This is a genomic window from Paenibacillus sp. 22594 (genome assembly GCF_052044425.1).
Lineage (GTDB): Bacteria > Bacillota > Bacilli > Paenibacillales > Paenibacillaceae > Paenibacillus_AQ.
On the sequence record NZ_JBQENA010000005.1, the window covers coordinates 286,463 to 300,019 of the forward strand.

At 52.4% G+C, this 13,557-nt stretch carries 12 protein-coding genes; 5 read left to right on the forward strand and 7 right to left on the reverse strand.

The window, feature by feature from the left end; all coding sequences use genetic code 11:
• Positions 1-15 precede the first annotated feature (15 nt).
• The 5 genes from ACTJKB_RS18575 to ACTJKB_RS18595 all read right to left on the reverse strand — a co-directional run bounded on the left by ACTJKB_RS18575 (position 16) and on the right by ACTJKB_RS18595 (position 5,199).
• Positions 16-753, reverse strand: a complete 738-nt coding sequence (locus ACTJKB_RS18575; RefSeq protein ID WP_440835894.1) for an ion channel — start codon at positions 751-753, stop codon at positions 16-18.
• 43 nt (positions 754-796) lie between these two features.
• Positions 797-1,585 (reverse strand): DUF3891 family protein, encoded by a 789-nt coding sequence (locus tag ACTJKB_RS18580; RefSeq protein ID WP_440835895.1) that lies wholly within the window; start codon positions 1,583-1,585, stop codon positions 797-799.
• 276 nt (positions 1,586-1,861) lie between these two features.
• On the reverse strand, positions 1,862-2,626 hold the full coding sequence (gene sdhB, locus ACTJKB_RS18585) for a succinate dehydrogenase iron-sulfur subunit (RefSeq protein WP_074084064.1): 765 nt from the start codon (positions 2,624-2,626) through the stop codon (positions 1,862-1,864).
• Between the two features lie 75 nt (positions 2,627-2,701).
• Entirely contained in the window at positions 2,702-4,444 is a 1,743-nt protein-coding gene (gene sdhA, locus ACTJKB_RS18590; protein ID WP_074084063.1) for a succinate dehydrogenase flavoprotein subunit, read from the reverse strand.
• An 89-nt stretch (positions 4,445-4,533) separates the two neighbouring features.
• Positions 4,534-5,199 carry a succinate dehydrogenase cytochrome b558 subunit gene (locus tag ACTJKB_RS18595; RefSeq protein ID WP_074110189.1) on the reverse strand — a complete coding sequence of 222 codons (666 nt, stop codon included), beginning with the start codon at positions 5,197-5,199 and terminating at the stop codon, positions 4,534-4,536.
• A 482-nt stretch (positions 5,200-5,681) separates the two neighbouring features.
• Between ACTJKB_RS18595 and ACTJKB_RS18600 the strand changes: the two genes are divergently transcribed.
• Positions 5,682-6,581 (forward strand): LysR family transcriptional regulator, encoded by a 900-nt coding sequence (locus tag ACTJKB_RS18600; protein WP_440835896.1) that lies wholly within the window; start codon positions 5,682-5,684, stop codon positions 6,579-6,581.
• A 214-nt stretch (positions 6,582-6,795) separates the two neighbouring features.
• Here ACTJKB_RS18600 and ACTJKB_RS18605 read toward each other — a convergent pair whose 3' ends face one another.
• Both ACTJKB_RS18605 and ACTJKB_RS18610 read right to left on the reverse strand, forming a co-directional pair.
• Positions 6,796-7,467 (reverse strand): potassium channel family protein, encoded by a 672-nt coding sequence (locus ACTJKB_RS18605; protein WP_440835897.1) that lies wholly within the window; start codon positions 7,465-7,467, stop codon positions 6,796-6,798.
• 15 nt (positions 7,468-7,482) lie between these two features.
• A complete protein-coding gene (locus tag ACTJKB_RS18610; RefSeq protein ID WP_440835898.1) occupies positions 7,483-8,841 on the reverse strand; it encodes a TrkH family potassium uptake protein in 1,359 nt (452 codons plus the stop codon).
• 192 nt (positions 8,842-9,033) lie between these two features.
• Between ACTJKB_RS18610 and ACTJKB_RS18615 the strand changes: the two genes are divergently transcribed.
• The 4 genes from ACTJKB_RS18615 to ACTJKB_RS18630 all read left to right on the forward strand — a co-directional run bounded on the left by ACTJKB_RS18615 (position 9,034) and on the right by ACTJKB_RS18630 (position 13,506).
• Positions 9,034-9,420, forward strand: coding sequence for a GntR family transcriptional regulator (locus ACTJKB_RS18615; RefSeq protein WP_440835899.1), 387 nt, complete (start codon positions 9,034-9,036; stop codon positions 9,418-9,420).
• Entirely contained in the window at positions 9,417-10,148 is a 732-nt protein-coding gene (locus ACTJKB_RS18620; protein ID WP_440835900.1) for an ABC transporter ATP-binding protein, read from the forward strand. Before ACTJKB_RS18615 ends, ACTJKB_RS18620 begins: the two co-directional genes overlap by 4 nt.
• Entirely contained in the window at positions 10,145-11,701 is a 1,557-nt protein-coding gene (locus ACTJKB_RS18625) for a hypothetical protein (RefSeq protein WP_440835901.1), read from the forward strand. Before ACTJKB_RS18620 ends, ACTJKB_RS18625 begins: the two co-directional genes overlap by 4 nt.
• A gap of 110 nt (positions 11,702-11,811) precedes the next feature.
• Positions 11,812-13,506, forward strand: a complete 1,695-nt coding sequence (locus tag ACTJKB_RS18630) for a CPBP family intramembrane glutamic endopeptidase (RefSeq protein WP_440835902.1) — start codon at positions 11,812-11,814, stop codon at positions 13,504-13,506.
• Positions 13,507-13,557: the final 51 nt, after the last annotated feature.

Below are 13,557 nucleotides of genomic sequence, written 5' to 3' on the forward strand. Positions count from 1 at the left end.
TGTCGGGAACGAAGATTAATGAGAGGGCTTGGAATGGGAAGATTCCTCACTGTCTTCGTCCTGAATCTCCTCCTTGGCTTCCTCTACCTTTTCTTCAACCTCTGTTTCAATATTCACATCGATCTCGGCCTCAATCTCCTCTTCCGATCCCGGACCCAGAATCTTGCGGAACAATCCCAGCATGGATAACGCATAAGCTACAGTGATGAAGCTGAAGCTGATCTGCATGACAACCACAAGGCGCGAGGTATTGTCCACCGGGGCTACGTCTCCGTACCCGACCGTTGTGAAAGTGGCTACACTGAAGTAGAGGAAGGTAATCAGCTGGCTGAGCAAATCTTCGCCTAGTCCATTGCCATCAAAGGAGGACTGTCCAAACAGCTTATATATGGATGTATATACGACAGTGAAAAAAATAATGCAGGTGAATGCTGCAATGCTGATACGCACGAGCGTCTCCTGCATCCTGACCTCTTTGCTGTTGGATTCCTTGATTTCGTGAAAAATAAACAGTACATAGAACAGCATGGATGCCAGGGCAACCAATAGGATCAGTGCACGCATTCCCCGGTCCCCGGGCAAAATCGCGCGAAGATCAATCCAGTTCAGAAGATCTTCGGCGGAGATCAGCGTATAGATCAGAATCGGGATCAAGAGCACTCCTTTTCCCATCCGGCTCAGCTTCATCCGGTAAAACCACCATGAGATCATAACAATTACAGCTATATTGAGGGTCCACATCCACCATGCCATGGGCATAACACTCCTGTTCCCGGTTCCATGTCAAAAATGCGGCCTATTCCGGCTTGCTGGCCACAGTAATCCGGCATTCTTCTTCGGGGGTGCCGCTGAAGGCCAGGGCGATTCCTTTGCGCTCCACATCCTTTTTGGAGACCCGGCGCAGCTTGAAACTCACCTCGACGTTCTCTGTGAATGGAAAAGGATCCAGCAGGAGCGTAGTCTTGTCCTGCCACTCCGCTGTAATCAGGCGTCCGGAGGTGAAGCTGAAATCCTCACTTCCCGAGAATCCGTCACGAAACCAGGGATGCTCCTCCGATTTTGGGGTTCCCGGCTCACTAAGACCCAGATACAGAGAGAGGTCATCGCAGAATTGCAGCAATCTCGCATCATAATACAATTCGCCCTCTGCAAGCGGCTTGCTGTTCTCCAGGAGACGATGGATGCGTGCCCGGCGGTCCTCCTCGTTCTTCAAGTAGGCGGTAAGCTCCGGGCAGTCCTCCCCTGACACCTCGATCAGCCGCTCATAATGTGAGCTGCATAGTAACGCACCATATGGAGTGTCCGCCTCAATCTCGTCCAGTCCCCGTCTATAGAAGGTTAGCTTCGGCACAAGCGGAAAATCCATAAAGGTATACGGCGCACCCTCCGCATCATTCCAGAAAGGGGTCTCATCGAGATCGATCCAGCCCCGGTCATGATTGCTGACTGCCCGCAGCACCTCTGCACGGCGTCCTTCCGCCGGAACATGCTGTGCCTTGAACCATTCTGCAAATTTGCCGGCCAGCAGACCGTGCTCATGCTGCCTCAGCATTACCAAATATCCGTCCTGTTCACGACAAATCACTGTCATACCTCCCTGGTTTATCCACTACCTGAGTGTTGCATCGACTAGTGAGATTATAACATATCCACCTATATTTATTGGAATCCAAGACCTGATGCCGCTCTTTGTAAACTGAATCATTTCTGTAGGGCTGTGTAAAAATGTACCCGTTTTGCAGCCGGAAAGAAACAATTAATTACTTCCAAAGCAAAACACAGCACGTCTCCACTAACCCGGAGAAGTGCTGTGTCTTTAGCTTTTTTCAGCTTGGATATAAATAAGGTAGGCTGTCTATTCCTACACACCCAGCCAGCGTTTGAACATATGCTTGGTGGTCTGCTTGTTGATCTCGGCAATCGAGGTGGTAAGGGGAATGCCCTTCGGGCAGGCCCGTACGCAGTTCTGCGAGTTACCGCAGCCGTCAATGCCGCCGTCTTCCATCAGGGCATCCAGACGCTCGTCAGCGTTCATCTCGCCCGTAGGGTGGGCGTTGAACAGACGGACCTGAGAAATGGCCGCCGGACCGATGAAATTGGTCTTCTCATTGACATTCGGACAGGCTTCCAGGCAGACACCGCAGGTCATACACTTGGACAGCTCATAGGCCCACTGGCGCTTCTTCTCCGGCATACGCGGGCCCGGACCCAGATCGTAGGTGCCGTCAATAGGAATCCATGCCTTAACCCGCTTGAGCGCGTTAAACATCCGGCTGCGGTCAATCACCAGATCGCGTACCACAGGGAACGTCTTCATCGGCTCGATACGCACGGGCTGTTCCAGATTATCTATAAGCGCAGCACAGGCCTGGCGCGGCTTGCCATTGATCACCATCGAGCAGGCGCCGCATACTTCTTCCAGACAGTTGGATTCCCAGCAGACCGGAACCGTGCTGGCGCCTCCGGCATTGACCGGGTTGCGCTGAATTTCCATCAGAGCACTGATTACATTCATCCCCGGACGGTACGCCAGCTCGAACTCTTCCGTATACGGGGCCGTTTCCGGTTCGTCCTGGCGGGTAATGATAAACTTTACATTTTTGGGAGCTGCAGCCGTTTCCGCCATATCTGTTACCTCCTAAAAGTTTTGTGAGCATTGCAACTATGAAATCGCTTCGTATAAAACTTGCATCTCCACAGGTCAATCCTTCGAGTAATCGCGCACCCGTGGAGGGATCAATGACACGTCCACCGCTTCATAGGAGATTTGCGGACCTTCCGCTGTCCAGCTGGCCTTGGTGGTCTTCAGGAACTCCTCATCATTACGTGTCGGGAATTCCGGCTTATAGTGCGCACCGCGGCTCTCGTTACGCAGCAGGGCCCCTAGGGTCATGGCCTCGGACAGCTCCAGCATGTTCCATAGCTGGCGGGTGAAGGCTACGCCCTGGTTATTCCAGCGAGAGGTATCATTCATGTTGATGCTGCGGTAACGCTCTTTCAGCTCTTTGATTTTGCTGATGGTCGATTCAAGCTTCTTGTTCTCGCGTACGACCGTCATATTGGCGGTCATCCATTCGCCCAGCTCCTTGTGGATGACATAGGCATTCTCAGTGCCGGACATCGCCAGCAGAGACTCATATTTATCCGTCTGCGTCTTATGGAAGGTGTCAAAGACGGTAGAGGAAATGTCCTGTACCGATTTCTTGAGACCTTTAATATATTCAACAGCCTTCGGCCCCGAAACCATGCCGCCGTAGATCGCAGATACAAGTGAGTTCGCGCCGAGCCGGTTCGCACCGTGATATTGGTATTCGCATTCCCCTGCCGCAAACAGCCCGGGAATATTGGTCATTTGGTTATAGTCGACCCACATGCCGCCCATTGAGTAATGCACAGCCGGGAAGATTTTCATTGGAATTTTGCGGGGATCATCACCCATGAATTTCTCATAGATTTCGATAATGCCGCCCAGCTTCACATCCAGCTCCTTCGGGTCTTTATGGGAGAGATCAAGGTAAACCATGTTCTCGCCGTTAATGCCAAGCCCCTGATCCACACATACGTTAAAAATCTCCCGGGTAGCAATGTCGCGCGGCACCAGATTCCCGTAAGAAGGATATTTCTCCTCCAGGAAGTACCACGGCTTGCCATCCTTGTAGGTCCAGATACGTCCGCCTTCGCCGCGCGCCGACTCAGACATCAGCCGCAGCTTGTCATCGCCGGGAATTGCGGTCGGATGGATCTGAATGAATTCGCCGTTGGCGTAATGCACGCCCTGCTGGTAGACAGCGCTGGCAGCCGTTCCGGTGTTGATGACCGAGTTCGTCGTTTTGCCGAAAATAATCCCCGGACCGCCGCTCGCTAGAATCACTGCATCTGCAGGGAAGGTCTGAATCTCCATCGTCTTCAGATTCTGGGCACTGATGCCGCGGCATACGCGCTCGTCATCCAGGATCACCGAGAGGAATTCCCAGTTCTCGCTTTTGGTCACCATGCCTTCGGCTTCCCAACGACGTACCTGCTCATCCAGTGCATACAGCAGCTGCTGGCCGGTCGTCGCGCCCGCAAAGGCAGTCCGGTGCCGCTTCGTACCGCCAAACCGGCGGAAGTCAAGCAGCCCCTCCGGCGTACGGTTGAACATAACGCCCATCCGGTCCATCAGATGGATAATGCCCGGTGCCGCTTCGCACATGGCTTTGACCGGAGGCTGGTTAGCGAGAAAGTCACCGCCGTAAACGGTGTCGTCGAAATGCTCCCAGGGCGAGTCGCCCTCGCCTTTGGTATTCACCGCACCGTTAATGCCGCCTTGCGCACAGACCGAGTGCGATCTTTTGACAGGAACAAGGGAGAATAAATGCACATGCGCGCCGGATTCCGCCGCCTTGATGGTAGCCATCAGGCCGGCAAGCCCTCCGCCCACGATAATGATATCGGCTGATGCCATGATTGTTCCCTCCTAATTGTTATGCGGAATTTCTACCCGTATATTACATCCTAAGGTTCGTCCAAAGATGGACGCGCTTTATATATTTCTTAAATCAGACTGCGCAGCGACTGTACAGCCGAAGCCGTAGCCTGAAACTCATCGTCGCGGAAGGTGACCAGGGAGAACAGGAACATGAAGCTGACAATCACGAAAAGACCCAGGCAGATTACAGAAGATACTCTTTGGGAACGTGGCCCCACAGTAATGCCCCAGCTGATCAGGAACGACCAGAGACCGTTCGAAAAGTGGAAGCAGGCTGCCAGGATACCGATAATGTACACGGCCAGAAGCAGCGGCTGGGTTACGATGTTATGCATGACACCGCCAAGCTCTTCGTGTTCCACATTGCCGACCGCCACCTGAAACCGTGTTTCGTACAGATGCCAGACAATGAAGATGAAGGTGATCACTCCGCTGATCCGCTGCAGTGTATACCGCCAGTTCCGTTCAAGATTGAAACGGTTCAGGTTTGGCTTGGACTGATAAGCAATGTACAGCCCGTAGACCCCGTGGTACAGCAGCGGAAGCCATATGCCGAACAATTCCAGGAAGAAGACGAGCGGCAGGCTGTTCAGCCATAACACGCTGTCCGTGAAACCGGAAGCGCCTCCCTCTACTGCCGAGAAATTCGTCAGCATGTGCTCCAGGAAAAAGAACCCGAGCGGGATAACGCCAAGCAAGGAATGAATCTTTCTGGAATAAAATCCTCTCATGCAAAGTGTCCCCTTTCCGATATAAAACAGCGTTTTCATTAATGAGCATACACCGCCGGGAGTACAGTTGAAACAGGGGGCATCGGGATTCGGAAAGCCCGTAAAATGTCTTTTTTCACCGCTATTCATTGTTTTCCCGGACTTTGCTGTATGTTTCACAATATGTGAATATCTTGTGTCACTTTTCATGTTACTCCTTTTTCTCTTATAAGGGAATTGCAATCTAATTATTAAACGTTATACAATAAACGCATAAGAATATTTTTAATGTGATAATAATTCTCATTTAGAACGTGATAATTACTAGAAAAGCCTTGCTATCCCTTGCTGGCAAAGGATACTTCCTTATAACGGATATGTCATTTATCACTTTCCATAAAGACTGAATTTACGGACACCAAGTTTAGGTTTACGAAGTAGACTCAGGAAGTCATGCTTACAAAACTAAGTTTATGCTTACAAAACTTTTAGGAGGAGCGCTTATGTTTGATGATCTGGATATTTTTGCTGCCGTCGTGGAGCATTCCAGCCTGAACCGGGCTTCGCGCCAGCTCAATTTGTCCCAGCCCGCCCTCTCCCGGAAAATCTCCAAGCTGGAGGAACGGCTCGGCGTTGCGCTCTTCAACCGGTTCGGCAAGCGGCTGGAGTTGACTGAGGTAGGCCGCCTTACTTATACCTATGCGCTGGAACAAAGGCAGCAGCGTTCCAAATTTATGGAAGCGCTCTCGAAGTTCAAGGAGGGGGAACCGCAGCTTGTAACGCTCGGTGCCAGCCTCACTACACTTCAGACCACACTGCCCCCGCTGGTGAACGCCTACATGGAGAAATACCCGGCAGCCGAGTTGAAGCTGATTACCGGTAAAACGCATGAGATCGTCTCCTCGGTCAGCGAGGGCAGGTCCGATCTCGGAATTATCGCGTCCGCCACTCAGGAGCCGGGTCTGCGCTGCATCCCTCTGTTCGAGGATCAGCTCCGTCTGGTTGTCTCGGAGCATCATCCGCTCGCTCTGTCTGCGAAGCTGACCATGAGTGACCTCTCCCGGTTGCCGATGATCCTCTTCTCCAAGGGTACCTGGTACCGCCGTATGACCGACGAGCTGTTTCAGCGCAGCGGTACCGATCCCGATGTGCGCATGGAGATCGACTCCTTCGAGGCGATCGTCCGGCTGCTGCCGACGATCAAAGCTGCGGCACTGCTGCCGAAGTCTTATCTGCGCTCCGAGCTGCTGAACGGCGGCGGGCTGGTCTCGCTGCACATCAAGGAGCTGGAGCAGACCCAGCGGACGACATGTCTGATCTATCCAAGCAACGGAAGCTTGAGCACAGCTGCACGCTGCCTCGTGCAGGTAACCGAAGCAGTGTTCCTCCCGGGGCGGGAATAGCGGAGGGGCGGCGCACTCCCGTACTTTAACCTTTATAGAGTAGAGTCTGTATTAAATGGTAACCAGGGTAACAAAGCAACGATTGGATCAACAGTTCGTTCGCAAAACATCCACGCGAAGTGCCAGCGTCCAGCCTACTACAAAAAAACGGGGGTATCCCGAGCCAATTCATGGCTTTGGGACACCCCCGTTTTGTCACATAACCTGCAGTTACTTACAACTCCACATTCACCGCTTCGTCCTCGAACTCCACGATGCTTGCATTGGAACCGATGACCACCATAATATCCCCCTGATGCACATGGTCGTGGGCTGTCGGGGCGACAATTACACCGTCTTCCCGGTTCAGGGCAATAATGCTGCAGCCGTATTTGGCCCGCGTGTTGAGCTCAGAGAGGCTCTTGCCATCCATACAGGCGGGAACGGTCAGCTCGACCACCTTGTAATCCTTGGAGAGCTCGATATAGTCCAGCAGGTTGGGCGTAGTCAGCTGATGAGCGACACGAATACCCATATCCCGTTCAGGAAAAATCACCCGGTCTACGCCAAGCTTGGACAGTGCCCGTCCGTGAAGGATCGAAATCGCCTTGGCCACCACTTGCTTCACACCCAGTTCTTTCAGCAGAATCGCCGCCAGGATGCTCCGCTCCATGTTATCGCCAATCGCCACAATGCCGCAGTCGAAGTTGCGCACACCCAGTGAGCGCATGATCCCCTCATCCGTGGCATCCGCAACGACGGCATGGGTCAAATGGCCGCTCATTTCCTCCACCCGTTCCTCATAATGGTCAATGCCGAGCACCTCATAGCCCATGGACATCAGTTCCAGGGCAAGGCTTGAGCCGAAGCGGCCAAGACCGATGATGACAAACTGCTGTGCTTTCATAATGTCCGTAACTCCTTATCCAATTATCATTTTGCCTTCCGGGTATTTATATAATTGCTTACCCTGTTTCGGACCAATTGCATACGCCAGTGTTAGAAGCCCAAGCCGTCCGGCGAACATGGTCAGACTGATCAGGATTTTACCGAACTGGCTTAGCTCCGGAGTAAGCCCCATGCTGAGGCCCACTGTAGCGAAAGCTGAGGTAGTCTCGAACAGTATCATAAGAAACGCCCGATCCTCCGTGGTGGACAGGATCATCGACACAGACACAACCAGTAGCAGCGCCAGCAGCGTAATCGTCAGCGCCTTGAATACGCGTTCCTGTGCAAGCCGATAGCGGAACAAGACAATATCCTCGCGTCCGCGCAGCATCGAAATTACTGCACCGATCATCAGAGTGAAGGTCGTAGTCTTAATGCCCCCGCCAGTGGAGCCTGGTGATGCACCGATGAACATCAGGATGACGATGAAAAATTGTGAGGCCTGACGAAGACCGGCAATGTCCAGTGTATTCGCTCCGGCTGTACGCGGTGTGACGGATTGAAAGAACGCAGCCCAGATTTTACCCCCGAAGCTCAGCGGCCCCATGGTCCGGGAATTGGTAAATTCAAATACAAAAATAACAACTGCTCCCAGTAAAATCAGCGCCGCTGTCATCGACAGAACCACCTTGCTGTGGAGAGACAGTCTGCGCGTGTGCCGAAATTCCACCAAATCTGACATAACGATGAAGCCAATGCCTCCGGATATGATCAGGAACATGACCACGAAGTTGACAATAGGGTCGTTTACATATCCGGTCAAGCTGCGGTAGTCTCCAAAGATATCAAACCCTGCATTGTTGAACATCGATACCGCATGAAATATACCAAAATAAACAGCACGCCCCAGCGGCATATCAAACGCCCAGCGCAGTGAGAGTATAGCTGCAGCCGCGGCTTCAATGACGAGTGAATAAATGAGCACCTTGCGGATCAGCCGTACAATGCCTTCCATAGAGCTCTGATTCATGGCTTCCTGAAGAATCAGCCGGTCGCGCAGGGAGATTCTGCGTTTCAGCACCAGTGCGAACAGGGTTGCCATCGTCATGAACCCCAATCCCCCAACTTGAATAAGCAGCATGATTACAATTTGTCCAAACACAGTGAAATACGTACCTGTATCCACCACCACAAGCCCGGTGACACAGGTTGCCGAGGTTGCAGTAAACAATGCATCAATAAATTTGAGCGATACTCCCGATGTACTCGACACGGGAAGCATCAGAAGCAACGTTCCGATCAGAATGACGGCAGCAAAGCCGAGCACCAGAATCTGCGGCGGAGACAGCTTCAGAAATCTGAAATTTGAAATTTTTGGAATGGGTGAAGCCAAACATCTCATCCTTTCGCAACATACGTAATAAACATACAAATTATAATCGTTATTACCCAACTTCACAAAGGTTCATTTTATATCCATCATCCTGCTCTTGCTATTGTATGGTGCAATATGGTACACTTCACTCATCAAGTGTATGGCATGTATCCATACACACATAACAATAAAGGTTGGAGGAAGGAACCTATGGAGCAATCCTATGAGCTTTTACCGGAGCAATTCCAGATCAATCCTTCGCTCCCGATTTATGAGCAATTTGTTGACGCCATCCGTGGACGAATTGTAACCGGGCTCATCCCGCCCGGCTCGCGCCTGCCCTCTGTTCGGGAGCTGGCAGCGGGAAGAAGTGTAAATCCAACGACAGCGGCCAGAACTTACCAGGAGCTTGAGCGTATCGGTCTAATCGTCACCCGTCGCGGCCAGGGAACCTTCGTTACCCTTGAGGAGGCGGTCATTGCAGAGGCACGCAAGACGATCATGCGCAAGGCCATTCTTGAGTTCAAGATCATAGCGGAGTCACTCGGACTCTCGGCAGAGCAAATGCTGAATTTCGATAAGGAGGATTCAAAATGACAGACAATAACAGGCTTCCCGTATCCAATGATGAATCTATGGCGGTGGAGTGCCAGGATATAAGACTTACAGTGAAGAAAAAAATGATACTGGACGGAATCAGCTTTCAGATCCCGACAGGCAGCATTACCGGCCTGCTCGGACCGAATGGCGCAGGCAAATCATCTCTGCTGCGCATTCTTGCCGGTCTGACCCTACCGGATTCAGGCTCTGCACAGATTTTCGGCAGGCCCTCAGGGGTTGACCGGCTCAGTGTGCTGTCTATGTTGCCTGACCGCGCGAATCTTCCTGGCTGGCTGACTGTAGAACAGTGGCTGGGTTTTGCCCAAGGCATCTACCCGGACTGGGATACAGACAAAGCTGAACAGCTGCTGCTCCAGCTCTCCGTCTCAGCCGGGGCTCTCATTTCCGCAATGTCCCGCGGGGAAGAGGCACGTCTCCGGCTGCTGACCTGCCTGTCGCGGAAGGCACCGCTGATTATTCTGGATGAGCCGTTTACCGGCGTTGACCTGATCTCCAGAGAACGCATTGCCTCGGCTGTGGTGGGCGAGCTGGCGGATGGCGCCCGGACCTTTCTGATTGCAACCCATGATATCCGTGAGATGGAGCTGCTGTTCGACCGCCTGATCCTGATGGGTGACGGAAAAATCCAGGGGATCGAGGATGTTGATACTCTGCGCCAATCCGGCAAGTCAGTGGAATCCAGATACCGGGAAGTGTTCGCATGAGCGCGCTCAGAACACTAACCAACCTGGAATACAGCCGCTATCGCCCAGCCAGATTCAGCAAGAAGCAGCGCAGTCTGACTGTGCTGGTCCTGTTCTCTCTGTTGCTGCTTCTCGGCATGTATCTCCCGGGCTTCAACACATCGCAGCGGTCTCCGTTCATAACCGTTGCCCTCCTGCTGTGGACCGTAAGCGCGGGCATCTCCTTTCTTCATATTGCCTCCTTTCCAGGGCAGCGGCACAGGGATTGGGTACTTACCTTGCCCCACAGCCGGTTGACCCTGCTCTATGCCAAAGGAGCCAGCCTGCTTAGACACAGCCTCAACCTTGCACTCCTGTTATATATAGAAGCGATTGCCCTGTACGGCCTTTCAACCTTCACAGGACGGTATGAGCCGCTTCCCGCCGGAGAGCTGATCTACACCCTTACGGCTTACGTAATGTTTATCCTTGTCCTGCTGCCTGTAGCCGTGGTTGTTGGTCTGCTGACGAGCCTCATCATGCGTCCCGGCAGAGTTGCGCGGGTGCTGCTCATCCCGTATTCAATTCTCTGGATGCTGCCGTTTATTCTTATCGGGCTTCTCAACTCACAGACCCTGGGCATTTATGAAATGCAATATACAGCACCATCGTTCATCATCATCTATACAGCTGTAGTTCTCGCCGTGGGGTGGCCGGTCTGTTATTTCCTGATGCCCCGGATTGCGGTGAACGGACTTGGACAAATGGGGGACAGCAGCATCCCTGCGGCAGCCTCCTCAAAGGCAGAGTCCGTCCGTAAATCCGAAAAGGACAGGCACCCTTCCGCAAGGAGTCAATCACCATTCGTCACCCTGTACAAGCTTGACTCCAGCCGCCTGCAACATCTGGAGAAGCATCAAGCTGTACGCATCTTGAAGCTTGCCGCTCCCGTTATTGCCGTTGCGATGTTTTATTTCACCTCCGGCAATCTGAATGCGATGCAGTCCGTAATCCGTTTACCTTTCATATTTCCGGTATTGTTCGGTTCATTCTGGATGCTGCTGCGCAGTAGCTTTGAACGCAAGCAATTACCCTGGTGGCTGGGATTTCCACAGAGCCGGCTGCGGCTACTGCTGTCTGGGGTTACTGCTGTCTGGGTTACAGTAATGCGGGTCAATGTGGTATTGGGTGTATCAGCTGTTGTTGGCCTCCTGGCCGGTCTCGCCGCAGGCAAGTCCAGTTTTCACGAGATGACCCAATATGTGTTCTGGCTGTTCTTCTCATTTCTGGTCTATACCCTGGCCCTGACCCTGACACTTGGCCTGCTGCAAATCAGCTATTATCTGATGAGATCACGAGCACTCTCCCTGCTGTTTTTGCCCATTGCCTTTGCGGTTCCTTTACAGAGCAATCTGATCAATACATATATGTTCCCTGCATCTTACAGCAGCGGCTGGCATCCGGACTGGGCGTTACTCGGCTGGACTGCTCTATTGGGTCTGCCTTTTGCGATATGCTGTATTCTTGCAGGTTCTAAGTATTACCACCTTGTGTTAATGCAGAAGAATGAAGGTGTACGGACAAAACAAGCATAAGTACAGCTATCTTCACGTAAAAGGATAATACAGTATTTTTTTGTCAAAGGCCTGCCAGTAATACTATAATGAAAAATAACAGCATCATTTTCATCACAAGGAGGCGTTACATGAATTCCGTCGGCCAGCCCCTACAGCAGCGGCCCCTTACTACCAAGCTCATTCTAGCGGGTATTATCGGTCTCATCGTGTTCATTATGTTCCAGATCGCTCCCCAGCTCCTAGGGGGCTCAGGTGAGTCTGACACCACCCCTATCAGCAAGAATGAAGCCCGTGAGCAAGCCGCCGTATTCGCAGCCAAGCAGCTTGGCCATCCAGAGTCCACAGGAGAAGAGTGGGCTGTAAGCTACCGGACTGACTCTTCCTTCTACGGCTATATGTCCCGGGAAAAACTTTTGGATCAATATTCCAAAGAGAAGCTGGATCAGCGTTATCCGTTCGATGTCTTTCATGCCGTGTTGTACGCTTCCGGCGAAGCCATCCCGATTTTATCGGTGGATCTTAATATGTATACCGGCAAGGTCGTAGGCTTTGGCCGCGGCGAACATTCCGGCTTCAGCACGGGAACGGAGACAACTGCTGCTACTGCTCTATCCAGCAGGGCAAGCGCGGCCAGTGAGCCGGAGCTTTCACTTGAGCAGAAGGAGAACCTCGCCCGCCCCTGGCTTCAGTCTTGGGGAGCCAATCCCGCCAAGCTCCAAATTCAGGCGGACAGTGATAATTATGGACTGGTCTATACTGACAGCTCCGTCAAGGTTGGAGAATCGCAGCTGCAATACCGGTTCAAATTCCAGCAGGAAGAGGTCTCGTATTTCCGGGCTGGATTCTCAGCCCCCGCCTGGCATATCAGCTATGTCAAAGATCAAACGTCCATGGCCACTTGGCTGACCGGGCTGGGCTATGGTATACCCACACTGGCACTGGGTATTCTGGCGTTGATCTACAGCATTCTGCGCAGAGGGCACACTTCCTTCAAGCGGGGAATTTTCCTCAGCATCGCCCATTTTGCAATCATGCTTGGCAGCACCTACAACATGCTGCCGGAGGCCAGCGGAGACAGCCTGCAGAGCCGTTTAACAGGCCTCATCACGCTCATCTTCTATATTTTCTACAGTTTGCTAATGTCTCTGATGCTCTACTTCTCGCTGGTAGGAGGCAACGGCCTGTGGCGTAAAGAAGAAGGTCTGAACCCCTGGCCGCGCGCCAAAGAACAGGGATACGGCCGGTATGTACTGGACAGTATGCGCGCCGGCTATGTCTGGGCTTTTATCCTGCTTGGCGTACAGACCATCATGTTCATTATCCTTTCGTTCACCTTGCATAACTGGTCCACCACCGATGCCAGCCAGTCTCCATACAACATGAGATATTCCTGGCTCTTGCCCATTGTGGCCTGGCTTGCCGGGTTGTCCGAGGAAGCCATCTACCGTCTGTTCGGTATCCGTATGGTCAAAAAAATCGTTCGCAGCACCTTCCTGGCCTCTCTGATCACCACACTGGTCTGGGCGTTCGGACATACCCTGTATCCGATCTATCCCATCAGCTCGCGTCCGATTGAGTTGACCGTGATCGGCCTGCTGTTCAGCTACATTTTCCTGCGCTACGGCTTCATCGCCGTTATGTTCAGCCACGTGGTGTTTGACAGCATCCTGATGGGCGCCACCTTGATCTTCATGAAGGAATCTGTGAATATCAGCGCTGGTATTGTCACCATCGTGCTGCCGTTCATCGTGGGCTATATCGTGTACCGGTTCAATCCGCCACGCAAAGTGGAGCAGGTTGAACCTGTTAATCCAGTAGTCTAACTCAAAGAGCATAAAAAAAACGGCTGAGCCTCCTTGTAATAAGGAAAGCTC